Consider the following 22,246-nt stretch of genomic DNA (forward strand, 5'->3'; position numbering starts at 1 on the left):
CTCCACCCACGGGTGGAGGGCCCTCGCGCTGCCGGTTCCACCCGTGGTCCACCCCGGCTCCGATCAGCGGGAAGCGCCGGATCCGTAGCGTCGGAGAGGTCAGCAACAAGCCTCTCCCCGGGACGGAGAATTCGATGAGTTCCATCGCCAACATCCTCGTGGTTCTTGCGGTGGTGGTCCTGGTGGTCCAGCGCCAGATGCGCGTCCAGCGCCTGGACACCGAACGCCGTTTCTGGCTGCTGCCGCTGATCCTGGGCGCGCTCGCGCTGCGCGACCCGCAACTCGTCGACCACCAGCACACCGCGCTCTCCGCCGGGCTGCTGGCCGCCGGACTGGTCGCCGTGCTCGCGATGGGCACGGTCTGGGGCTGGACCGTCCGGATCTGGCGGGCCTCCGACGGCAGCGTCCTGGTCAAGGGCACCAGGGCCACCGTGGCCGCCTGGTGCGGGATGATCGCCGTCCGGATCGGCCTGTACGCGGTCGGTGCGGCCCTGCACGTCCACCAGGCGGGCAGTTCGCTGATGCTGGGCATGGCGGTCCTGCTGCTGGTCCGCTCCCTCGTGGTGAACTGGAGGGCCCGGTCGCTGGAGCCCTCGCGGCCCGCCGCCGCACTGCACTGACCCGCCGCCGTGAGCATCGAGGAGGCCCCGTGGCCGGGTGGTACTGGACCCGCTGGCCGTCCCGGGAAGGGATCGGCCACGAGGACGAGAGCCGGCCGCGGCGGGTCCTGTCCGTGTTCGGCCGGAGCGTCCTGCTGGTCGTCGTCGGCTGGGGGACCTTCTCCGGCGGCAGGTACACCGGCTGGACGGTGGCGGCCGCGGCGGCCGGGCTGGCCGCGGCCGTCGCCCTCTGCACGGCGTACCTGCGGGTCACCCGGGAGCAGCGCCCGGCGGTCTCGTACCTGCTGGCCGCCGGCCTGGTCGGCGGCGGCTGGCTCGCCGACCGGGGGCTGGCCCACACGCTGGCCGACTTCCTGTGGATCGGGTTGACCGTGACGGCCCTGATCCGGCTGCCGCCCGCGCCCGCGCTGGTCGTCGCGGCGGCCGCGCTGGGTTCGTACGCGGCGGTCTCCCCGGCGGGCTGGCTCGGCAACGCCGCCACCGTCGGGGGCTCCGTCCTGGTCGGCTGCCTGCTGCGGCTGGACATCGAGGCGCGCGGCACCGCCCGCCGGCTGCTCGCCCAGGAGCGGGCCGCCCAGGCCGCCCAGGCGGAGAGCGCGGCGCTCGCCGAACGGGCCAGGATCGCGCGGGAGATCCACGACGTGCTCGCCCACAGCCTCTCCGCGCAGCTCGTCCACCTGGAGGCGGCCCGGCTGATGCTGGACGCCGGGACGGATCGCGAGCAGATCCGTGAACGGGTCGTCGCCGCCCGGCGGATGGCGCAGGACGGGCTGGCCGAGACCCGCCAGGCACTGTCCGCGCTGCGCGGGGAGTTCACCCCGGTCGGGGAGTTCCTGGTCGAGCTGACCGGTCGGGAGCGGGCCGCCCTCACCGTCACCGGCACGCCCCGCCCGCTCGCCGCCGAGGTCGCCCTCGCGGTGCGGCGCACCGCGCAGGAGGCGATGACCAACGTCCGCAAGCACGCGTCGGGGGCCCGCAGCTCCGTCGAACTGCGCTACCTGGACGGCGCGGTGGAGCTGGAGGTGTGCAACACCCGGCCACCGCGCGGCCAGTCCGCGGGGGAGTCCCCGTCGGAGGAGCTGGCCGCCAGCGGCAGCGGGTACGGTCTGCTGGGAATGCGCGAACGCGCGGAACTGCTCGGGGGCACGCTGCTGGCGGGCCCGCAGGACGGAGGGTGGCGCGTGCTGCTGCGGGTGCCGGCATGAGTGAGCACATGAGTGGTGCGGGGGCGATCAGGGTGGTGGTCGCGGACGACCAGACCGTGGTGCGCGAGGGCATCGTGATGCTGCTGGGGCTGTTGCCCGGTATCGAGGTGGTCGGTGCGGCCGGGGACGGGGAGGAGGCCGTCGCCCTGGTGGAGCGTCATCACCCGGACGTGGTGCTGATGGATCTGCGGATGCCGCGCTGCGACGGGGTCGAGGCGACGAGGCGGATCCGCGCGGCGCACCCGGAGACCGAGGTCGTGGTGCTCACCACCTACGCCGACGACGACTCGCTGTTCCCGGCGCTCCGGGCCGGGGCGCGCGGCTACCTCACCAAGGACGCCGGCGCCGAGGAGATCGCCCGGGCCGTCGCGGACGTCCGCTCGGGTGCCGCCGGGCTCTCCCCGCAGATCCAACTCCGGCTGCTGGAAAGGCTTTCGGAGCAGCACGGCGACTCCGGGCCGGCTGCCGGGAGGCCCGGAACCCGGTCGGGGGAGCTGCCCGACGGGCTGACCGTCCGGGAGGCCGAGGTGCTGGCGCTGATCGCCCAGGGGCTGTCCAACGCCGAGATCGCCCAGCGGCTGTTCGTCAGCCAGGCGACGGTGAAGACCCACATCAACAATCTGTTCGCCAAGACCGCGGTGCGGGACCGGGCTCAGGCGGTCGCGTACGCGTTCCGACACGGAATCACTGGGACGCAGCAGTAGTCCGATGAGTGTCTGTCGGATGATCGATCACCTCATCGAGTGAACGTATCTGCGATGGTCAGGGGCGCTCTCCTAGGGCCGCCATCATGGTTCGGGTCAGAACATCCGGCCGTCCAGGAGCAGCAGTGCCACAGCAGCAGACGAGCAGTCCCGGTCCGGGACAGCAATTCGACTGGTGGGCCGCTGCGGCCGCCGGTACCCCCGTTGAGTCCGCCGAGCCATCGACTGCGCACCGCCGGACGGCGGTACCGGCGCAGTCGGGCCCCGCCCCCACGGACCACGTTCCTACGGCCCGGTCGGCAGAGGCCGCCGTCGGGTCAGTGGCCGTCGGCGCACCGGTCCACGGGGCCGCCGTCGAGCCGTTCGCCCAGAGCATCCCAGCCGATCCGGCGGCCCCGGCCGCACCGCACGCACCACTCGACGAGGAACCGGTCGCCGACCGCACCGAGGTCTACCGGACGGTTCAGGCCAGCGAGACGTTCCTGCAGATCCGCCGCAGCTACCGGACCTTCGTCTTCCCGATCACCGGTGCCTTCCTCGCCTGGTACCTGCTGTACGTCGCCGCCCAGGCGGGTGCCCCCGACCTGATGCGCAGGACGGTGGCAGGCCCGCTCAACGTGGCCTGGCTGCTGGGGCTGCTGCAGTTCGCCTCGACCTTCCTGCTCACCTGGCTCTACGCCCGCAACTCCCGGACCAAGCGCGACCGCGCCGCCCTGGGCCTGCGCTGGGACACCCAGGACCAGCTGCGATGACGCCCCTGCTGGCCACCGTGCCCACCGATGCGGCCAAGGCCGCGGTGCAGACCGCCGTCCGGACCGTGGTGTCGACCGCCACCCCGCCGCCGGTCGCCCCCACCGGCGACCACCACTCGCTCGCCATCGCGCTGTTCGCCGTCGTCGTCCTGGTCACCCTGGGGGTCACCCTCTGGGTCGGCCGCCAGGGCAACGCCGCCGAGGACTTCTTCGCCGGCGGCCGCGACTTCACCCCGCTGCAGAACGGCTTCGCGCTCTCCGGGGACTACCTCTCCGCCGCGTCCTTCCTGGGCGTCGCCGGGCTGATCGCGCTGTACGGCTACGACGGCGTGCTCTACAGCATCGGCTTCCTGGTCGCCTGGCTGGTCGTGCTGATGCTGGTCGCCGAACTCGTCCGCAACGCGGGCCGGTACACCCTCGCCGATGTCCTCGCGCTGCGGCTGCGCCGTCGCAAGGTGCGTGCCGCGGCCGGTGGTGCCAGTGTCGTGGTCACCCTGCTCTACCTGGTGGCCCAGATGGTCGGCGCCGGTTCGCTGGTCGCCCTCCTGCTCGGCACCGGCAGCCCGCACGCCCGCACCTGGACCATCATCGCGGTCGGCGCCCTGATGATCGTCTACGTCACCATCGGCGGGATGCGGGCCACCACCTGGATCCAGATCATCAAGGCCTTCCTGCTGACCGGCGGTTCGGTGCTGCTCACGGTGCTGCTGGTGGTCCGCTTCCACGGGGACCTCGGCGAGCTGATGCGCGAGGCCGCCCAGCACAGCGGCGCCGGGCAGCGCTACCTGGAGCCCGGGCTCAAGTACGGCGGCAGCATCACCAGCCGGCTGGACTTCGTCAGCCTCGGCCTCGGCCTGGTGCTCGGCACCGCGGGCCTGCCGCACATCCTGTCCCGCTTCTACACCGTGCCCACCGCGCGGGCCGCCCGCCGCTCCACGATGTGGGCGATCGGCCTGGTCGGCAGCTTCTACCTGATGGCCATCGTGCTCGGCCTCGGCGCCACCGCGCTGATCGGCTCGGCCGAGGTGCGGCATGCCAACTCGGCCGGGAACACCGCCGTTCCGCTGCTCGCCCTGGTGCTCGGCGGCGGCAACGGCAGTACCGGCGGGGTGGTGCTGTTCGCCCTGATCTCGGCGATCGCCTTCGCCACCATCCTCGCGGTGGTCGCCGGGCTGACCCTGGCCTCCTCGGCGGCCTTCGCCCATGACATCTGGGCCGGCGCCTGGCGTGCCCGGCCGAGCCGCGAACAGCTGAAGAGCCGCGAACAGTCGAAGAACGGCCGCGGGCGGCGCCGCCGGGGCGAGACCGTCCCGGCCTCCCGGGCGGCGGAGGAACCGGTCTCCGAGCTCAGTGAGCAGCAGGAGGTGGTGGTCGCCCGGTTCGCCGCCGCCGGGATCGGTGCGACGGCGATCGTGATCAGCCTCTTCGCCCAGCAGCTGAACGTCGCCTTCCTGGTGGGCCTGGCCTTCGCCGTCGCCGCGTCCTCCAACCTGCCGGTGCTGCTGTACAGCCTGTTCTGGTCGCGGTTCACCGCTCGCGGCGCGGTCTGGGCGGTGTACGGCGGGCTGGTCCCGGCGATCGTGCTGGTGTTCTTCTCGCCGGTAGTGTCCGGCTCCCCCGAGGCGCTCTTCCCGGGCCTCGACTTCCACTGGTTCCCGCTGGAGAACCCGGGCATCGTCTCCATTCCGCTGGGCTTCCTGGCCGGCTGGGTCGGGACGGTCACCTCGTCCGAGCCCGCCGATCCGGACCGGTTCGCCGAGCTGGAGGTACGTGCCCTCACCGGTGCGGGCGCGGCCTGAGCCGTCGCGCCCGGGGAACCCCGGCGGGCCTGGGGCCGCCGGGGTTCCCCCCTGTCCGGCCCCAGGTCCGGGACCACGCCCGGATCCTGTCCGGCGCCCATGCCCTAGGCGCGGGCCGCCAGCCCGTAGCGGTGCTCCGGCCGGCCGGTGTCGCCGTACCGCAGGGTCAGCCGCAGCCGGCTGTCCCGCTCCAACTGCTTGAGGTAGCGCTGCGCGGTGGAGCGGCTCAGCCCGGTGGCGTCGGCGACCTCCTGGGCGGACAGCGGCCGGCCGGCCCGGCGCAACACCCCCATCACCAGGTCCGTGGTGGGCGCCGAGTGGCCCTTGGGGAGCGTTCCGGCCGGGGCGGCGGCGCTGCGCAGGGTCGCGAACAGCCGGTCCACCTCGTCCTGGCCGGCCTCCCGGGCCGGCGCGGCGAGCGCGTGGCGCAGCTGCGCGTACGCCACCAGCTTCTCCCGCAGCCCGGCGAAGGTGAACGGCTTGACCAGGTACTGGAGTGCGCCGTGCTGCATCGCGGCGTGCACCGTCGACACGTCCCGGGCGGCCGTCACCATCATCACGTCGCAGGCGACCTGGCGTTCCCGCAGCCGGCGCACCAGGGCCAGGCCGGTCTCGTCGGGCAGGTGGTGGTCGAGCAGCAGCAGGTCCACCGGGCGGCGCTCCAGGGCGGCCAGCGCCTCCCCGGCCGAGTGTGCGGTGCCGATGACCCGGAAGCCCGGGACCTTGGCCACGTAGGCGGCGTGCACGTCCGCGACCCGGAAGTCGTCGTCCACCACGAGTACGTCGATCATCACGCCTCCACGAGCCGACTGGTGAGCAGGGCCTCGGGCAGCTCGACGGTGAACCGGGCGCCGCCGAGCGGCCCGGTGTCGAGCACGATCCGGCCGCCGGTCCGCTCGACCAGCCGCCGCACCATCGCCAGCCCCAGCCCGCGCGGGCGGTGCGCGGGCGCGTCCTTGCTGGTCCACCCTTCTTCGAAGACCTGCTCGCGCAGCTCCTCCGGCACGCCCGGGCCGCTGTCCGCGACCTGCAGCAGCAGGGTCGCTCCGGCCGCCGCCAGGCTGACCTCCACCCTGCCCCCGCCGCCCGCGGCCAGGGCGTCCACCGCGTTGTCGATCAGGTTGCCGAGCACCGTCACCAGTGCCCGGGCGTCCACCACCGCGTCCGGCAGGTGCGCCGCCGCGGCCAGTACCAGCAGCACCCCGCGCTCGCCCGCCACCGAGGTCTTGCCCGCCAGCAGTGCCGCCACGTGCGGGTCCTGCACCTGCTCGGCGATCCGTGCGGCGACCACGGCGTGCGAGCCGGACTGCTCCGAGATGAACGCCACCGCCTGCTCGTGGCGGCCCAGTTCCAGCAGGCCCAGCAGGGTGTGCATCCGGTTGGCGTGCTCGTGGTCCTGGGCCCGCAGCGCCTCGGTCAGGCTGCGGGTGGTGTCCAGCTCGCGGACCAGCGACTCCAGCTCGGTGCGGTCCCGCAGGGTGACCACCGCGCCGCCCTCGGGGGTGGTCGTGCGGTTCACCACGAGCACCCGGTCGTCCCGGACGGCCGGCAGGTCGTCGCCGGCGATCCGCCCGGAGAGCACGTCCGCCAGCCGGCCCGGTGGCAGCACCGCGCCGATCGGCCGGCCGGTGCAGTCCTCGGGCAGGCCGAGCAGCCGCAGGGCCTCGTCGTTGGCCAGCCGGATCCGGCCGCGTTCGTCCAGCGCCACCATGCCCTCGCGGATTCCGTGCAGCATCGCCTCCCGTTCCACCAGCAGCGCCGAGATGTCGGCCAGCGCGATGTTGTGGGTGCGGCGCTTGAGCCGGCGGGCCAGGAGGAGGGTGGCGAGCGTGCCGGCGGCCAGGCCGGCGCCCGCGCACAGCAGGATGCCGGTGAGCATCGTCAGCAGCCGGCGGCGGATCGAGTCGTCGCTGATGCCGACCGAGACCTCGCCGACGATGCGGCCGTCCGCCATCCGCAGCGGCACCTTGCCGCGGGCGGTGCGGCCCAGGGTGCCCTGCTGGATGGCGGTGACGCTGCGGCCGCTGAGGGCCGGCTCCGGATCGGTGCTGACGCGCTGGCCGATCCGGCCCGGGTCGGTGTGCGAGAGCCGGATGCCGTCCAGGTCGGTGACCACCACGAAACTGGCGCCGGTGGCCAGCCGGATCTGCTCGGCGTTGCGCTGGGCGGCCACCACGTCGCGGCCGGCGGCGGCCCGGGCGATGTTCTCGTCGGTGGCGGTGGCCTGGGCGATCGACAGCGCCCGCTGCATCGCGTCGTGGTCCAGCTCGCTGCTGACCGGGGCCAGGAACAGCCCGGCGGTCACGGCGGTGACACCGACGGTGACGACGGTCTGGCTGAGCAGCAGCTGGGCGAAGACCCGGCGGGGTCCGCGGGGGAGCTTCATCCGGACCTCCTCTCGGCGGCTGCGGGGGATCGGGCGTCCTCGGGGGGCGGTCGGGGCGCCGATGGGTGGGGTCGGGACACCCTATGTTTCCGGGGTGTTTCTGTCAGCCGCGTCCCCGCAGTTGTAGCGGAAGCAAAACGAGCAGAACACCCCTCTATGCGGAGAAGTCGCACTACGCGAAGAAGGCTCCCGCCGGGACCGGGCCCGCTCCTACCTTTCCGGGGCAGGCAACAGACCCGGGAGGATCGACATGAGCAAGACCCCGGCGATCGAGCTGACCGGCGCGACCAAACGGTTCCGCACCCCCTCCGGGGCGCTGCACACCGCCGTCCGCGATCTCGATCTGACCGTCGCCCAAGGCGAGTTCATCGCCGTCGTCGGCCCCACCGGCTGCGGCAAGTCCACCACGCTGACGCTGGTCAGCGGCTTGGAGGAGCCCACCGAGGGCGAGGTCCGGGTGTACGGCGAGCCCGTGCGCGGGATCGACCCCAAGGTCGGGTTCGTCTTCCAGCAGGACGCCGTCTTCCCCTGGCGCACCGTCCTGTCCAACGTGATGACCGGCCCGCGCTTCCGCGGCGTGCCCGCCGCCGAGGCCCGGGAGCGGGCCCGGGACTGGCTCGGCCGGGTCGGCCTGGCCGCCTTCGAGGACCGCTACCCGCACCAGCTGTCCGGCGGCATGCGCAAACGCGTCGCGCTCGCCCAGACCTTCGTCAACGACCCGGCGATCCTGCTGATGGACGAGCCGTTCTCGGCACTGGACGTGCAGACCCGGGCGCTGATGTCGGACCAGCTGCTGGAGCTGTGGGCGGGGACCGGTTCCGCCAGGGACGCGGCGTCGGTCGTCTTCGTCACCCACGACCTGGACGAGGCCATCGCGCTCGCCGACCGGGTCGTCGTCATGACGGCAGGACCGGCCACCGTCAAGGAGATCTTCACCGTCGACCTGCCGCGCCCGCGCAGCGTGGAGGCCGTCCGACTGGAACCGAGGTTCGTCGAGCTGTACCGCGAGATCTGGGCCTCGCTCGGCGAAGAGGTGCGCATCACCCGGGAGAGAGGAGCGGGTCGTGCCGCTTGAGACCGCATCCGAGTCCGCGTCCGAGTCCGGGGCGGAGTCCGTGCCCGGGGCCGGGGCGGAGTCCGCGTCCGGGTCCGGGGAGGTGCCGGCGTCCGTGCCGGCCGCCGCCGGGAAGCCCCCGGCCGTCACGACGAGAACCGAGGCCCGTGAACGGGCCGCCCGCAACCGGAGGCTGGGTGTCTTCGGCGCCCGGGTCGCGGTGCTGGTCGCCTTCCTCGGGCTGTGGGAGGTCTGCGCCCGGACGGACGTCATCGATCCGTTCAACTTCTCCCAGCCGTCGAGGATCTGGGACCAGATCTGGCAGTGGACCACCCATGGCACCGCGCAGGGCTCGCTCGGCGAGCAGATCGGCTACACCCTCTACGAGGCCCTCACCGGCTGGGTGATCGGCGTCATCGGCGGTGTGCTGCTGGGCATCGCGCTCGGCCGGGTCCGCTTCCTGGCCGATGTCCTCGGGCCGTACATCAAGGTGCTCAACGCCATCCCGCGGATCGTGCTCGCGCCGATCTTCCTGATCTGGTTCGGCCTGGGCCCGGCCTCCAAGGTCGCCTCCGCGGTGGTGCTGGTGTTCTTCCCGGTGTTCTTCAACGCCTTCCAGGGCGCCCGCGAGGTGGACCGCAACCTCGTCGCCAACGCCCGCATCCTGGGCGCCGACAACCGCAGGGTCACCCTCCAGGTGGTCATCCCCGCCGCCACCACCTGGATCTTCACCAGCCTGCACGTCAGCTTCGGCTTCGCGCTGATCGGCGCCATCGTCGGCGAGTACATCGGCGCCACCAAGGGCCTCGGCCTGCTCGTCGCGGCCGCCCAGGGCACCTTCAACGCGGCCGGCGTCTACGCGGCCATGACCATCCTCGCCGTCGTCGCACTGCTCACCGAGGGACTGCTGACCTTCGCCGAGAAGAAGCTGTTCCGCTGGAAGCCCGCCGACGCGGGCGACGGCCGCTGAACTCCCCCCGTCGTCAGAAGAGAGAGGCACCTCCACCCATGCGCAGACCAGTCGCCGCCGCCCTCGCCGCCGCCCTGCTCCTCCCGCTCTCCGCCTGTGCCAACGACGCCGCCACCGCCGGCCACGGCGCCGTCGCCGCCCCCGCCGGGCAGCAGGTCGACGGACCCAAGGTCAAGATCATGGTCGGTGGCCTGGACAAGGTCATCTACCTGCCCGCGATGCTCACCCAGCGGCTCGGCTACTTCGCCGAGGCCGGCGTCAACGTCGAGCTGATGACCGAGCCGGCCGGCGTCAACGCCACCACCGCGCTGCTCGCCGGGGACGTCCAGGGCGCCGTCGGCTTCTACGACCACACCATCGACCTCCAGGCCAAGGGCAAGAAGGTCGAGTCCGTCGTGCAGTTCGCCCAGGCGCCCGGCGAGGTCGAGGTGGTCTCCACCAAGCAGGCCGACGCCATCAGGTCCGGCGCCGACTTCAAGGGGAAGAAGCTCGGCGTCACCAGCATCGGCTCCTCGACCGACTTCCTCACCAAGTACCTCGCGGTCAAGAACGGCACCGCCGTCAGCGAGTTCAGCCCGATCGCGGTCGGCGCCGGCCAGACCTTCATCGCCGCGCTCCAGCAGGGCAGCATCGACGCCGGCATGACCACCGACCCGACCGTCGCGAACATCCTGGACAAGGGCCTCGGCAAGGTCCTGTACGACATGCGCACCCCCGAGGGCTCGCGCGAGGCCCTCGGCGGGCTGTACCCGTCCTCGTCGCTGTACATGAACACCGACTGGGTGGAGAAGAACAAGGACACCACCCAGAAGCTCGCCAACGCCTTCGTGAAGACCCTCAAGTGGATGTCCGGCCACACCCCCGAGGAGATCGCCGCGAAGATGCCCGCCGACTACGCGCAGGGCGGTGCCGAGCAGTACGCGGCGGCGATCAAGGCGACGCTGCCGATGTTCACCACGGACGGCGTGATGCCGGCCGACGGGCCGAAGACGGTGCTCTCGGTGCTCGCCGCGTTCCACCCGGACGTCAAGGGCAAGGAGGGGACGATCGACCTGGCGAAGACGTACACCACGGAGTTCGTGGCCAAGGCGGCCGGCTGACGCTCCGCCGCAGCGGTCCCGCGCTCACCCCCACGGGCGCGGGGCCGCCGCGTATCAGACCCCCCGTACGGACAGCACGTCCATCCGCGAGGGCGTCCCCGCCGCCTTGCCGCAGCTCTCCGGGCGGGCCGGCTCGCTGGCCGCCTCGATCACGTCCACCTCCCAGGACCGCCCGTCCCGGTGCAGCACCGTCACCAGCCAGCGGCCCCCGCCGTCCGGCCGCTGGGTGAGCGTCAGCACGTCCACCCCGGTCTCGCCGGTGGCCAGCCGCACCGCGTGCTCGGCCGCCTGGCCCGGACGCTCCCAACCCGAGCAGCCCCGCGACCACTCCGGCACCACGTGCCCGGCCGCCGTCGCCGCCAGCACCTCCTTGGCCGTCTCCGGCGTCAGCCGCCCGTACGCGTAGCCGTACGGCAGCACCAGCATCGTCGGGGAGAAGCGGTGCCCGCCCAGGTGGGTCACCTCCCACACCTCGCTGTGCCCGGCCGCCGCCAGCTCCGCCGCGAGAGGCCGGCCCAGCAGGGCGCAGCAGCGGTCGCGCCGCCCGTTGGTGCACACCAGGGCCACCGGGCCGCCGACGTGCTCCGTTCCGAAGCCGGTGTGGTCACCGGCGCCCAGCGCCGCGAAGTCCAGATCCAGCAGCTCCGCCGGATCCGCCACCCCCGCCCGGCGCACCCAGCCGCGGCCGGGCACCGTGTGCGCCACGATCACCTCGTGGCGCGCGGTCGGCAGGCAGTCGGCGTGCCGCCCGGGCCGCCGGATCAGGGCCACCCGCACGCCCGTCCCCGCCGCGGCCGCCTCCAGCGCCCGCCCGACCGCCGCGTCCAGGTGGCTCTCACCCAGCGCCTTCGCGCCCCACGGCCCGTTCTGCTCCACCAGCAGCCAGGTGGTCGCCACCGCCGCCGTCGCTGCCAGCGGCTCCGAAAGTTCACGCGACACGGTCGCACAGGTGCTCACCCCGGCAAGGCTACCCTCACCCGATCACCCTCACCCGGCTCACCCGAACGCGGCCCTCACCCGCTGCGCCACCTCCTCGTCCACCGTGTCGTACAGCGGCTCGGAGACGGTCGGGAGGTCGGCGAACTCCAGGTGGATGCTGCGGACGACATCGGCGAACAGCTCCGAGTAGAGCACCCAGTCCTCGGGGCACGGGGTGCTCAACTCCAGCGAGAGCAGCTGGGACTCGTTCGGCAGCGGCAGGTGCACCTGGATCACCGAGGTGGTCAGCACCCCGTCGACGAGCGGGACCGCCAGGCCGTCCAGCGGGGTCGACCCGTCGTCGACCGGGGTCGCCACGGCGTCGATCACCGCCACCGCCCGCCCGGCCGGCAACTCGATCGCCGTCACCTCCGCCTCCGGACGGGACAGGGCCAGGCGGGTGAGCAGGAAGTCCACCGCGCCCGGGTATTCGGTGCCGACCAGGGGGCACACCGAGGCCACGATCGACGCCGTGCTGGGGCGGCCGTCCACGTCCACCAGGCACATCCCGGCGTGGATCACCCCGGCCTCGGCCATCGGCGGGATCAGCTCGGCCAGCGCCACGGCCCAGCGCACCCGCGTCTCCTCGGGATGGGAGGCCAGCACCTCGCAGACCAGCTCCCAGAGCTCCTCGGCCACCTGGTCGTCGGTGCCCAGCACCGGGACCTCGTGGAAGGCGGGCGGGACGACGAAGCGGATCTGGAGCCGGGTGTCCGCGGTGGCTGTCGGAATGTCGGACATCGGGCCTTCCACGGCGGTCATGAGGGCTTGCGGATCCGGTTGCGGACGTCCAGCCAGGACGGCGGGACGGGGACCGGGACGCCGTACGCGCGGGCCTCGACGAGCAGGTCGAGGTAGGCGGCGGCCCGGTCGCGCAGGCCGGAGCGGTGCCAGGTCCAGTGCGTCTTCAGTGCGGGGAGAGCGGTGAGCGCACAGGTGGCCACCAGGCCGCCGATGACGAGGATGGACTGCCGGCGCTGCTCGTCGTAGGTGAAGTCCGAGCCGAGAACACCGACCATCACGGACACGACGAGGACCAGGGCGAAGATTTTGCTCCACGTCGATCTCCGGCGGACGGTGCGTTTCTGCGCGGTGAGCAGCCCCCGGACCGCCTGTTCGTCCAGGAAGTCGACACCGTACGGAGCACCGAGTTCACGGGCCCGGCCGGCCAGTGCCCAGTGCTGTGCGAGCCCGGCCGGAGGCAGTACCGGGAACTTGGGGTCGATCACGGCGCCGGCCGGCCACCACGAGCCGGGCTGCGCGGCGACGCCGGGCGGGGGAACCGGGGAGGTGTACGGGACCGGACCGGTGGGGTGTGCGGCCGGTGGCTGCGGAGCGGCCCGGGCACCTTCCTCCCATACGGCCCGATCGGCATCGGCTCCCCACTCGGCGGGAATCCGGACCGTCAGCCCCGCGCGCCTGGCGTGGTTCAGCAACCCGATGTACGCGGTGAAGTGCACCGAGGCGGTCTGCTTGCTGGAGCTGCGGCCCACGCCCCGCAGCCAGACCGCGATTCCGGCCGGAATCCCCAGGATCGCCGCTGCCCAATTGCCGGTGACCAAGGAGACCACGATGCCACCGAGGACGAGGAGACCCGCGGCTTCGTCGTGCCAGTCCTGCTGATCCCGCTTCCGCAGGTGCTTGATCACCACGTTGCGGGCCACGTCGTCGTTCAACAGGGTGACCCCGTAGAGCGTTTCGGCCCGCCGCGCCGCCTCGGCGACCTCGGGTACGGCGGCGAGCTGTCCGCCCGAAACCGGCAGCGTCACATGGAGGTCCTTGACCATGAGCTGCTCCTCTCTCAGCCGACGGCGTTCAGGAACGGTGCGGACGCCGGTCGGTACGCGGGCTTCGGGAGCGGTCCCGGGGCCTCGACGTAGGACTCCCGGGCCTTCTCCTTCTTCTCGTCCTGGTAGAAGCCGTAGGCAAGTCCGTTCGCCTTGTTCGTGATGGTGACCGCGCGGGGATCCACTTCGACGCCTGCCTTCTTGAGCCCGCCGACGATGGCCTTGGTCGATATCGGGTTCACGGTCTTCTCGAACAGGCCTGCGCCGGCGGCCGAGGTACGCTCGGCAGCGCCGGCTCCCTCGGCGGCCACCGACGTCCTGATGTTCTTGATCGGGGCCCGGACCACCTTGTTGACGACGCCCACACCCTGAACTTTCGTGATCGACTTTCCGGCGGTGGCGAAGCCCTTGATGGCGCCGACACCGGGGATCACCCCGAGCCCGTCCATTCCGATCTTCAGCCAGGAGACGTCCTGTCCGCGGGACTTGGCGATGCCGTGCCCGGCCATCGCGGCCGCACTGGTCAGCATGGCCGCGGCACCCAGGATCGGGCCGGCCCCGGGAATCACCAGGGCCGCGATCGCCAGTCCGGCCGAAATCTTGGACAGGTCGTCGGCGTGCTCGGCCAGGAAGTCCAGCGACTTCTGCCAGGCGTGCTCCACCTTGTCCAGCATCCGCTTGAGGAAGCTCGGGTCCGGCGGGTGGTGGCGGGATGCCTCCATGATCGCCTTGGCGGCCGCCTCGGCCTTGTTCTTGTGGTCCGCGAGTTGCTTGTGGCCGTTCGCGATCACCTCGTCGAGCTGGTGCGCGAGCTGCTGCCGGGCCTGGAGTTTGGCCTCGAAGTCGGCCTTGGCCTTCGTCTGGGCCGCCGCGTCGGTGGACTGCGCGGAGGCGTCGAGGGCCTTTCCCGCGGTGTCGCACTGGACGTTCATGTCGCCCAGTCGGGAACGCAGTTCGACGGCCTGGGCCTCCATGGTCCGGCCGGTGGAGAGCAGTCCGGTGAGCTGGGTGTGCCAGGCCTTGAGGGCCCGGGAGCAGGCGGCCATCGACTCGTGGCCCTGGGTGAGGTACTTGGGCAGTTCGCCCAGTTTGCCGGCGAAGTTGCGGGCCGCCTCGCCCTGCCAGGCGCTGCCCTCGGAGCCGAGGTCGGCGAGCGCGTGGCGCAGTTCCTCCAGTTCGCGGGCGACGGCGTCGACGTCCGCGTACATCTTGGCGATGGCCGGGAGGTCCCCCGGGGCCGGGCAGAAGCCGAGGCCCGGCCAGTTCTTGTCACTCATGGTGGAAGTCAGTCCCCTGGGTGTTGGCTCAGGTCGCGCCGAGGCCCTTGGCGGTGCCCTGCTCGTTGTCCCCGTAGTTCTTGAGCGAGGCGTCCAGGCCCTCGCGCAGGCCGTGGGCGAGCTTGGCCATCCGGCCGATGCCGCCGTGCCAGTGGTCCTCGAAGCCCTTGCAGGCCGAGTCGAGCCGCTCGGTGCCCAACTGCTTGCCCTTTCCGAGGTTTTCGAGGCTCTTGGCGACCGCCCCCATGCGGTTGCCGCATTCGTCGAGCTGTTTGGACACCGTTCTCATCCGGCCCATGTCGATCTTGAACTCTTCGGCCAACTCCCCGTCCCCCCAAAGCATGTGGCGCGATATGGAGCACCTGTTCGGTGAACCTAACCCATGGGTGGGCAAAGTTCGGGCCATGCCCGGGAATTGGAGATCGCCCTTCCGTATTCCCGGTCGGGCGGGCACGAAAAAGCGGAGGGGCACCGGATGATCTCCGGTGCCCCTCCGCTCGTACGGGGGCCGCTACGCCGGGCCGGCGACCACCGCGATCGGGGTGGTGACCGGGGTGCCGGAGCCGTCGCGGCGCGGGTCGCGCTCGGGCAGGTCGACCGGGGCGCCCTTGGCGGTGGCGGCGCGGGCCGGGGCGGCGCCGGCCCAGGCGAAGGTCAGGGCCTCCTCGCCGCGCAGGAAGCGCTGGCAGCGCACGCCGCCGGTGGCGCGGCCCTTGCGCGGGTACTGCTCGAACGGGGTGACCTTCCAGCTCGTCTGCTCGCCGTCGGACAGCGTGCCCGTGGCCGTGGCCACCGAGACCACCACCGCGTCCGCCGCCGGGTCCACCGCCGTGAAGGACAGCACCCGCGCGCCGTCCGACAGCTTGATGCCCGCCATGCCGCCCGCCGGGCGGCCCTGCGGACGCACCTGGCCCGCCGGGTAGCGCAGCAGCTGGGCGTCCGAGGCGATGAAGACCAGGTCCTCCTCGCCGGTGCGCAGTTCGACCGCGCCCACCAGCTCGTCACCCTCCTTGAGGGCGATCACCTCGAACTCGTCCTTGTTCGCCGGCCACTCCGGCACCACCCGCTTCACCACGCCCTGCAGCGTGCCCAGCGCCAGCCCCGGCGAGGACTCGTCGAGCGTGGTCAGCGCCAGCGCCCGCTCCCCGTCCTCCAGTCGCAGGAACTCGCCCACCGCGGCCCCGCCCGCCAGCGTCGGCGACGGCGTCGGTGGCAGGGCCGGCAGGTCGATCACCGGCAGCCTCAGCACCCGGCCCGCGGACGTCACCACGCCGATGTCCGCCCGGGCCGTCGCGTGCACCGCCGACACGATCACATCGTGCTTCGCCCGCTTCTCCGACACCTCGAACGGCTCGCCGTCCGCCGTCCGCGCCAGCAGACCGGTCGACGACAGCAGTACCCGGCACGGGTCGTCCGCGACCTCCAGCGGCACCGCCAGCGCCGCCGAGGGCACCGCTCCCGCCTCCAGCAGCACCGTGCGCCGCTCGGTGCCGAACTGCTTCGACACCGCGCCCAGTTCGGACGACACCACGCTGCGCAGCTTGGTGTCCGACTCCAGGATCTCGGTCAGGTCCGCGATCTCCGAGGTCAGCTTCGCCTTCTCCTGCTCCAGCTCCACCCGGTCGAAGCGGGTCAGCCGCCGCAGCGGGGTGTCCAGGATGTACGCGGTCTGCGTCTCCGACAGCGAGAAGCGCTCCATCAGGCGCTCCTTCGCCTGCTGGGCGTTGTCACTCGACCGGATGATCGCGATGACCTCGTCGATGTCGACCAGGGCCACCAGCAGGCCCTCGACCAGGTGCAGCCGCTCCTCGCGCTTGCGGCGGCGGAAGTCGCTGCGCCGGCGCACCACGGTGAAGCGGTGGTCGACGTAGACCTCCAGCAGCTCCTTCAGCCCCAGCGTCAGCGGCTGGCCGTCCACCAGCGCCACGTTGTTGATGCCGAAGGTCTCCTCCATCGGCGTCAGCTTGTACAGCTGCTCCAGCAGCGCCTCCGGCACGAAGCCGTTCTTCACCTCGATGACCAGCCGCAGCCCGTGCTCGCGGTCGGTCAGGTCCTTGACGTCCGCGATGCCCTGGAGCTTCTTCGCGTTGACCAGGTCCTTGATCTTCGAGATGACCTTCTCCGGGCCGACGTTGTACGGCAGCTCGGTGACCACGATGCCCTTGCGGCGGGCCGTCACCGCCTCCACCGTCGTCGTCGCCCGGATCTTGAACGTGCCGCGGCCCGACTCGTACGCGTCCCGGATGCCCGACAGGCCCACGATCCGCCCGCCCGTCGGCAGGTCCGGACCGGGCACGAAGCGCATCAGCGTGTCCAGGTCGGCGCTCGGGTGCTTGATCAGGTGCCGGGCCGCGGCCACCACCTCGGAGAGGTTGTGCGGCGGCATGTTCGTCGCCATGCCGACCGCGATGCCCGTCGCGCCGTTCACCAGCAGGTTCGGGAACGCGGCCGGCAGCGCCAGCGGCTCCTGCTCGCTGCCGTCGTAGTTCGGGCCGAAGTCGACGGTGTCCTCGTGGATCGACTCCACCATCGCCATCGAGGCGGCCGTCAGCCGCGACTCGGTGTAGCGCATCGCGGCCGGCGGGTCGTCGTTGCCCAGCGAACCGAAGTTGCCGTGGCCGTCGATCAGCGGCAGCCGCATCGAGAACGGCTGCGCCATGCGCACCACGGAGTCGTAGATGGACGCGTCACCGTGCGGGTGCAGCCGGCCCATCACCTCGCCCACCACGCGCGCGCACTTCACGTGCGCGCGCTCGGGGCGCAGGCCCATCTCGTTGGCCTGGTACAGGATCCGGCGGTGCACCGGCTTCAGGCCGTCCCGTGCGTCGGGCAGCGCACGCGAGTAGATCACCGAGTAGGCGTACTCCAGGAAGGAGCCCTGCATCTCGTCCACGACGTCGACGTCGAGGATCCGCTCCTCGAAGTCTCCGGGCGGCGGGGTCTGCGAACTGCGGCGGGCCATCGCGGCGGGGCTCCCTTACGTGTCGCTGGCTGTGTCTCGGTAGGTCGTCGGTCGGTCGCCGAACGCCCGGGGGCGGTCGTCGGCCGTCTCCGCACCGTCCCGCCGCCGGACCCGTCAACCGGGTGCCGCCGACAGGGCGCGGCGCCCCCATTGTGGACCCTCTCGCCGACACTCCCGGTCAGCGGCCCTCTTCCGCCCCTGGCGAACGGCCCCGTCCGCGCGGACACGAACACGGCTCCCGCACGTTGCACCACAATGGGGGACGCCACACGAACCCCGACATCGACGACGGGAAGGACCCGAGCGCATGGCCAACCCGGCCCCCGCCTCCAGCCGAGGCATCGCCATCACCGAGCACCGCCTGGCCAACGGCCTGCGCGTCGTCCTCTCCGAGGACCACCTGACCCCGGTCGCCGCCGTCTGCCTCTGGTACGACGTCGGCTCCCGCCACGAGGTCAAGGGCCGCACCGGCCTCGCCCACCTCTTCGAGCACCTGATGTTCCAGGGCTCGGCCAACGTCTCCAACAACGGGCACTTCGAGCTCGTCCAGGGCGCCGGCGGCTCGCTCAACGGCACCACCAGCTTCGAGCGCACCAACTACTTCGAGACCATGCCCGCCCACCAGCTGGAGCTCGCCCTCTGGCTGGAGGCCGACCGGATGGGCTCGCTGCTCGCCGCGCTCGACGAGACGTCCATGGAGAACCAGCGCGACGTCGTCAAGAACGAGCGCCGCCAGCGCTACGACAACGTCCCGTACGGCACCGCCTTCGAGAAGCTCACCGCGCTCTCGTTCCCCGACGGCCACCCGTACCACCACACGCCGATCGGCTCCATGGCCGACCTCGACGCGGCCACCCTGGAGGACGCCCGCACGTTCTTCCGGACGTACTACGCGCCCAACAACGCCGTCCTGTCCATCGTCGGCGACATCGACCCCGAGCAGACCGTCGCCTGGGTCGAGAAGTACTTCGGCTCCATCCCCGCGCACGACGGCAAGCAGCCCCCGCGCTCGGGCGAACTCCCCGAGACCATCGGGCGGGAGATCCGCGAGGAGATCCACGAGGACGTCCCCTCGCGCGCCCTGATGGCCGCCTACCGCCTCCCGCACGACGGCACCCGCGAGGCCGACGCCGCCGACCTCGCCCTCACCATCCTCGGCAGCGGCGAGTCCAGCCGCCTCTACAACCGGCTGGTCCGCCGCGACCGCACCGCCGTCGCCGCCGGCTTCGGCCTGCTGCGGCTGGCCGGCGCCCCCAGCCTCGGCTGGCTCGACGTCAAGACCTCCGGCGACGCCACCGTCGAGCGGATCGGCACCGCCGTCGACGAGGAGCTCGCCCGCTTCGCCGCCGAGGGCCCCACCGCCGAGGAACTCGAACGCGCCCAGGCCCAGATCGAGCGCGAGTGGCTCGACCGGCTCACCACCGTCGCCGGCCGCGCCGACGAACTGTGCCGCTACGCCGTCCTGTTCGGCGACCCCAAGCTGCTCAACGACGCCCTCCCCAAGGTCCTCGACGTCACCGCCGAAGAGGTCCAGGCCGTCGCCAAGGCCCGGCTCCACCCCGACAACCGGGCCGTCCTCGCCTACGAGCCGACCGCCGCCGCCGAGACCGACGCCGACTCCGACGCCGCTTCCGAAGAGGAGGGTGCCGCCGTATGAGCACCGACTTCGTCCCCGCCATGACCTTCCACCCGCAGCCCCGGCCGGGCACGCCCAGCCCCTGGGACTTCCCCGCCCCCGAGCGGGCCGCCCTCGGCAACGGCATCACCGTCCTGCACTGCCACCGGCCCGGCCAGCAGCTGGTCGCCGTCGAGGTCCTGCTCGACGTCCCGCTCGCGGCCGAGCCCGAGGGCCTCGACGGCATCGCCGGGATCCTCGCCCGCGCCTTCAGCGAGGGCACCGACAGCCTCAGCGCCGAGGAGTTCGCCGCCGAGCTGGAGCGCGCCGGCGCCACCCTGGACGCGCACGCCGACCACCCGTGCATCCGGATCTCCCTGGAGGTGCCCGCCTCCCGGCTCCAGCGCGGCCTGTCCCTGCTGGCCGACGCCCTGCGCACCCCCGCGCTGCCCGAGGCGGAGATCGAGCGGCTGGTCGCCAACCGCCTGGACGAGATCGTCCACGAGCAGGCCAACCCCGCCCGGCGCGCCGCCAAGGCCCTGTACGCCGAGCTCTTCGACGCCGCCGACCGGCTCTCCCGGCCCCGCGCCGGCACCGCCGACACCGTCAAGTCGATCGACCGCGCCGCCGTCAAGGCCTTCTACGACGCCCATGTGCGCCCCGCGACCGGCACCGTCGTGGTGGTCGGCGACCTCACCGGGGTGGACCTGCCGGCGCTGCTGGAGAGCACCCTCGGCACCTGGACCGGGACGGCCGCCGAGCCGTCCGTCCACGCCCCGGTCACCGGCGACGACCGCGGCCGCGTCGTCATCGTGGACCGCCCCGGCTCCGTCCAGACCCAGCTGCTCATCGGCCGGATCGGGCCCGACCGCCATGACCCGGTCTGGGCCGCCCAGACCCTCGGCACCTACTGCCTCGGCGGCACCCTCACCTCCCGCCTCGACCGCGTCCTGCGCGAGGAGAAGGGCTACACCTACGGCGTGCGCGCCTTCGCCCAGCCGCTGCGCTCGGCCGCCGACGGCAGCGGGCGCGCGATGCTCGCCATCAGCGGCTCGGTGGACACCGCCTCCACCGCCCCCGCGCTGGCCGACACCTGGACCATCCTGCGCACCCTCGCCGCCGAGGGCCTCACCGACGCCGAGCGCGACGAGGCCGTGCAGTTCCTGGTCGGCGTCGCCCCGCTGAAGTACGAGACCGCGGGCTCGGTCGCCGGCACGCTGGCCGACCAGGTCGAGCAGTACCTGCCGGACGACTACCAGGCCGAGGTCTACCGGCAGCTCGCCGAGCTGCGCACCGCCGCCGCCACCGAGGCGGTCGTCGCGGCCTTCCCGCCGGACCGGCTGGTCACCGTCCTGGTCGGCGACGCCGCCGTGATCGCCGACGACGTGCGGGCGCTCGGCATCGGCGAGGTCACCGTCGTCAGCTGACGCCTTTCGCGGTTCCGTCCGGCCCGGTGGAGCACCCGCTCCGCCGGGCCGGACGCGTCTTTAAATCCATTGCGGGCCGCACCCGTTCCGTGGATAGATGTTCCCCGGCGCACAGCACGTGCGAACCGCGAACTGCGCACCGCGAACCGCGAACTGCGCACCGCGAACTGCGGACCGTGTACCGCGAACTGCGACGAAGGAAGGGAGGCGGTCACCATGCGGGTCGAGCAAGCCATACGACGCTCCCCGAGGCCGTATTCCCCCCGCACCGTCGCCCAGGGCGTCTGAGCCCCACCTCCTGAACTTCCCCGAGCCGCACCGGGATTCCTCGCGCGGCACCACATTCCCCGAACCACCCGGCCCCTGGAGGTCGTTCACCCATGTCGTACACCGAGGTACCCGGCGTCCGCGTCCCGATCCGGATGTGGACCGACCCGGCCACCGTCGAGGGCCAGGCCCTCCAGCAGCTGCGCAACATCAGCTCCCTGCCGTGGCTGCACGGCCTCGCCGTGATGCCCGACGTCCACCTGGGCAAGGGCGCGACGGTCGGCTCCGTCATCGCCATGAAGGACGCGGTCTGCCCGGCGGCGGTCGGCGTCGACATCGGCTGCGGGATGAGCGCGGTGAAGACTTCGCTCACCGCTCAGGACCTCCCGGACGACCTCTCCGTCCTGCGCCGCGAGATCGAGCGGGCCATCCCGGTCGGCCGCGGCCTGCACGCCGACCCGGTCGACCCGGCCAAGCTGTACGGCTTCCGCGCGGCGGGCTGGGACGACTTCTGGCGGCGCTTCGACGGCATCGCGGAGGACGTCAAGTGGCGCCGCGAGCGGGCGATGCAGCAGATGGCGACGCTCGGTGGAGGAAATCACTTCATAGAACTGTGTGTTGACACGACCGATGCGGTCTGGCTGATGCTGCACTCCGGATCGCGCAACATCGGCAAGGAACTGGCCGAGCACCACATGGGCGTCGCCCGCGCGCTGCCGCACAACCAGGGCCTGATCGACCGGGACCTGGCCGTCTTCCTGGCGAAGACCCCGGAGATGGCCGCCTACCGCCAGGACCTGTTCTGGGCGCAGGAGTACGCCAAGCACAACCGCGCGGTCATGATGGCGCTCTTCCAGGACGTCGTCCGGCGCGAGTTCACCAAGGCGGAGGTCGCCTTCGACGAGGTCATCAGCTGCCACCACAACTACGTGGCGGAGGAGCGGTACGACGGCGTCGACCTGCTGGTGACCCGCAAGGGCGCGATCCGGGCCGGCTCCGGCGACCTCGGGATCATCCCCGGCTCGATGGGGACGGGTTCCTACATCGTCCGCGGTCTGGGCAACGCGTCGTCGTTCAACTCCGCCTCGCACGGCGCCGGCCGCAAGATGAGCCGTACCGCGGCGAAGAAGCGGTTCACCGCCCAGGACCTGGCCGAGCAGACCAAGGGCGTGGAGTGCCGCAAGGACGGCGGCGTGGTGGACGAGATCCCGGGCGCCTACAAGAACATCGAGAAGGTCATCGAGCAGCAGAAGGACCTCGTCGAGGTGGTCGCGCACCTCAAGCAGGTCGTCTGCGTCAAGGGCTGACCGAAAGCCGGTCGGGGTGCCGCCACGGTGTGGCGG

Annotated in this window: 19 protein-coding genes; 11 read left to right on the forward strand and 8 right to left on the reverse strand. The window is 72.3% G+C overall.

Going from position 1 to position 22,246, the window contains the following annotated elements; all coding sequences use genetic code 11:
• The first annotated feature begins 134 nt into the window (after positions 1 to 134).
• The 5 genes from ACWGJO_RS35290 (at position 135) to ACWGJO_RS35310 (ending at position 5,080) form a co-directional block, all read left to right on the forward strand.
• Positions 135 to 620 (forward strand): DUF1453 domain-containing protein, encoded by a 486-nt coding sequence (locus ACWGJO_RS35290; protein ID WP_452189816.1) that lies wholly within the window; start codon positions 135 to 137, stop codon positions 618 to 620.
• A 29-nt stretch (positions 621 to 649) separates the two neighbouring features.
• On the forward strand, positions 650 to 1,825 hold the full coding sequence (locus ACWGJO_RS35295; RefSeq protein ID WP_452189817.1) for a sensor histidine kinase: 1,176 nt from the start codon (positions 650 to 652) through the stop codon (positions 1,823 to 1,825).
• Complete coding sequence (locus ACWGJO_RS35300; RefSeq protein ID WP_452189818.1) at positions 1,822 to 2,529, forward strand: response regulator; 708 nt, start codon at positions 1,822 to 1,824, stop codon at positions 2,527 to 2,529. The genes ACWGJO_RS35295 and ACWGJO_RS35300 overlap by 4 nt, the downstream gene beginning before the upstream one ends.
• 320 nt (positions 2,530 to 2,849) lie before the next feature.
• A complete protein-coding gene (locus ACWGJO_RS35305) occupies positions 2,850 to 3,281 on the forward strand; it encodes a DUF485 domain-containing protein (RefSeq protein ID WP_359912610.1) in 432 nt (143 codons plus the stop codon).
• Positions 3,278 to 5,080, forward strand: a complete 1,803-nt coding sequence (locus tag ACWGJO_RS35310; RefSeq protein ID WP_380540077.1) for a solute symporter family protein — start codon at positions 3,278 to 3,280, stop codon at positions 5,078 to 5,080. Before ACWGJO_RS35305 ends, ACWGJO_RS35310 begins: the two co-directional genes overlap by 4 nt.
• A gap of 104 nt (positions 5,081 to 5,184) precedes the next feature.
• Here ACWGJO_RS35310 and ACWGJO_RS35315 read toward each other — a convergent pair whose 3' ends face one another.
• Positions 5,185 to 5,871, reverse strand: coding sequence for a response regulator (locus tag ACWGJO_RS35315; RefSeq protein WP_452189819.1), 687 nt, complete (start codon positions 5,869 to 5,871; stop codon positions 5,185 to 5,187).
• Positions 5,871 to 7,466 (reverse strand): sensor histidine kinase, encoded by a 1,596-nt coding sequence (locus ACWGJO_RS35320; protein WP_452189820.1) that lies wholly within the window; start codon positions 7,464 to 7,466, stop codon positions 5,871 to 5,873. Before ACWGJO_RS35320 ends, ACWGJO_RS35315 begins: the two co-directional genes overlap by 1 nt.
• Before the next feature lie 250 nt (positions 7,467 to 7,716).
• On the opposite strand from ACWGJO_RS35320, the gene ACWGJO_RS35325 reads away from it, so the two are divergent.
• The 3 genes from ACWGJO_RS35325 to ACWGJO_RS35335 all read left to right on the forward strand — a co-directional run bounded on the left by ACWGJO_RS35325 (position 7,717) and on the right by ACWGJO_RS35335 (position 10,590).
• Entirely contained in the window at positions 7,717 to 8,541 is an 825-nt protein-coding gene (locus tag ACWGJO_RS35325) for an ABC transporter ATP-binding protein (protein ID WP_452189821.1), read from the forward strand.
• Positions 8,542 to 8,635: 94 nt separating this feature from the next.
• Complete coding sequence (locus ACWGJO_RS35330) at positions 8,636 to 9,490, forward strand: ABC transporter permease (protein ID WP_452189828.1); 855 nt, start codon at positions 8,636 to 8,638, stop codon at positions 9,488 to 9,490.
• Positions 9,491 to 9,528: 38 nt separating this feature from the next.
• A complete protein-coding gene (locus tag ACWGJO_RS35335; protein WP_452189822.1) occupies positions 9,529 to 10,590 on the forward strand; it encodes an ABC transporter substrate-binding protein in 1,062 nt (353 codons plus the stop codon).
• Positions 10,591 to 10,644: 54 nt separating this feature from the next.
• On the opposite strand, the gene ACWGJO_RS35340 is transcribed toward ACWGJO_RS35335, so the two are convergent.
• The 6 genes from ACWGJO_RS35340 to ACWGJO_RS35365 form a co-directional block, all read right to left on the reverse strand.
• Entirely contained in the window at positions 10,645 to 11,547 is a 903-nt protein-coding gene (locus tag ACWGJO_RS35340; RefSeq protein ID WP_452189823.1) for a sucrase ferredoxin, read from the reverse strand.
• A gap of 39 nt (positions 11,548 to 11,586) precedes the next feature.
• Positions 11,587 to 12,309, reverse strand: coding sequence for a hypothetical protein (locus tag ACWGJO_RS35345; protein ID WP_452189824.1), 723 nt, complete (start codon positions 12,307 to 12,309; stop codon positions 11,587 to 11,589).
• Positions 12,310 to 12,326: 17 nt separating this feature from the next.
• Positions 12,327 to 13,355, reverse strand: coding sequence for a hypothetical protein (locus ACWGJO_RS35350; RefSeq protein ID WP_452189825.1), 1,029 nt, complete (start codon positions 13,353 to 13,355; stop codon positions 12,327 to 12,329).
• A 14-nt stretch (positions 13,356 to 13,369) separates the two neighbouring features.
• Positions 13,370 to 14,632 (reverse strand): WXG100 family type VII secretion target, encoded by a 1,263-nt coding sequence (locus ACWGJO_RS35355; RefSeq protein ID WP_452189826.1) that lies wholly within the window; start codon positions 14,630 to 14,632, stop codon positions 13,370 to 13,372.
• 28 nt (positions 14,633 to 14,660) lie between these two features.
• The gene (locus ACWGJO_RS35360; RefSeq protein ID WP_359912580.1) at positions 14,661 to 14,954 is read right to left on the reverse strand and encodes a hypothetical protein; all 294 of its coding nucleotides are present in this window, start codon (positions 14,952 to 14,954) and stop codon (positions 14,661 to 14,663) included.
• A gap of 189 nt (positions 14,955 to 15,143) precedes the next feature.
• Positions 15,144 to 17,594, reverse strand: a complete 2,451-nt coding sequence (locus tag ACWGJO_RS35365; protein ID WP_387695446.1) for a DNA gyrase/topoisomerase IV subunit A — start codon at positions 17,592 to 17,594, stop codon at positions 15,144 to 15,146.
• 307 nt (positions 17,595 to 17,901) lie between these two features.
• Here ACWGJO_RS35365 and ACWGJO_RS35370 point away from each other — a divergent pair, with 307 nt between their 5' ends.
• From ACWGJO_RS35370 to ACWGJO_RS35380, 3 genes are all read left to right on the forward strand, one after another.
• Positions 17,902 to 19,251, forward strand: coding sequence for a M16 family metallopeptidase (locus ACWGJO_RS35370; RefSeq protein ID WP_359912575.1), 1,350 nt, complete (start codon positions 17,902 to 17,904; stop codon positions 19,249 to 19,251).
• A gap of 20 nt (positions 19,252 to 19,271) precedes the next feature.
• Positions 19,272 to 20,636 (forward strand): M16 family metallopeptidase, encoded by a 1,365-nt coding sequence (locus ACWGJO_RS35375; protein ID WP_452189829.1) that lies wholly within the window; start codon positions 19,272 to 19,274, stop codon positions 20,634 to 20,636.
• 380 nt (positions 20,637 to 21,016) lie between these two features.
• Entirely contained in the window at positions 21,017 to 22,210 is a 1,194-nt protein-coding gene (locus tag ACWGJO_RS35380; RefSeq protein WP_452189827.1) for an RtcB family protein, read from the forward strand.
• Positions 22,211 to 22,246: the final 36 nt, after the last annotated feature.

The organism is Kitasatospora sp. NPDC054795, from assembly GCF_053611565.1.

Excerpts from the sequence above, each read along its gene's own strand:
- ACWGJO_RS35290 (WP_452189816.1), top strand. The coding sequence starts at position 135 with ATGAGTTCCATCGCCAACATCCTCGTGGTTCTTGCGGTGGTGGTCCTG.
- ACWGJO_RS35300 (WP_452189818.1), top strand. The coding sequence starts at position 1,822 with ATGAGTGAGCACATGAGTGGTGCGGGGGCGATCAGGGTGGTGGTCGCG.
- ACWGJO_RS35310 (WP_380540077.1), top strand. The coding sequence starts at position 3,278 with ATGACGCCCCTGCTGGCCACCGTGCCCACCGATGCGGCCAAGGCCGCG.
- ACWGJO_RS35315 (WP_452189819.1), bottom strand. The coding sequence starts at position 5,871 with ATGATCGACGTACTCGTGGTGGACGACGACTTCCGGGTCGCGGACGTG.
- ACWGJO_RS35320 (WP_452189820.1), bottom strand. The coding sequence starts at position 7,466 with ATGAAGCTCCCCCGCGGACCCCGCCGGGTCTTCGCCCAGCTGCTGCTC.
- ACWGJO_RS35325 (WP_452189821.1), top strand. The coding sequence starts at position 7,717 with ATGAGCAAGACCCCGGCGATCGAGCTGACCGGCGCGACCAAACGGTTC.
- ACWGJO_RS35335 (WP_452189822.1), top strand. The coding sequence starts at position 9,529 with ATGCGCAGACCAGTCGCCGCCGCCCTCGCCGCCGCCCTGCTCCTCCCG.
- ACWGJO_RS35345 (WP_452189824.1), bottom strand. The coding sequence starts at position 12,309 with ATGTCCGACATTCCGACAGCCACCGCGGACACCCGGCTCCAGATCCGC.
- ACWGJO_RS35350 (WP_452189825.1), bottom strand. The coding sequence starts at position 13,355 with ATGGTCAAGGACCTCCATGTGACGCTGCCGGTTTCGGGCGGACAGCTC.
- ACWGJO_RS35355 (WP_452189826.1), bottom strand. The coding sequence starts at position 14,632 with ATGAGTGACAAGAACTGGCCGGGCCTCGGCTTCTGCCCGGCCCCGGGG.
- ACWGJO_RS35365 (WP_387695446.1), bottom strand. The coding sequence starts at position 17,594 with ATGGCCCGCCGCAGTTCGCAGACCCCGCCGCCCGGAGACTTCGAGGAG.
- ACWGJO_RS35370 (WP_359912575.1), top strand. The coding sequence starts at position 17,902 with ATGGCCAACCCGGCCCCCGCCTCCAGCCGAGGCATCGCCATCACCGAG.
- ACWGJO_RS35375 (WP_452189829.1), top strand. The coding sequence starts at position 19,272 with ATGACCTTCCACCCGCAGCCCCGGCCGGGCACGCCCAGCCCCTGGGAC.
- ACWGJO_RS35380 (WP_452189827.1), top strand. The coding sequence starts at position 21,017 with ATGTCGTACACCGAGGTACCCGGCGTCCGCGTCCCGATCCGGATGTGG.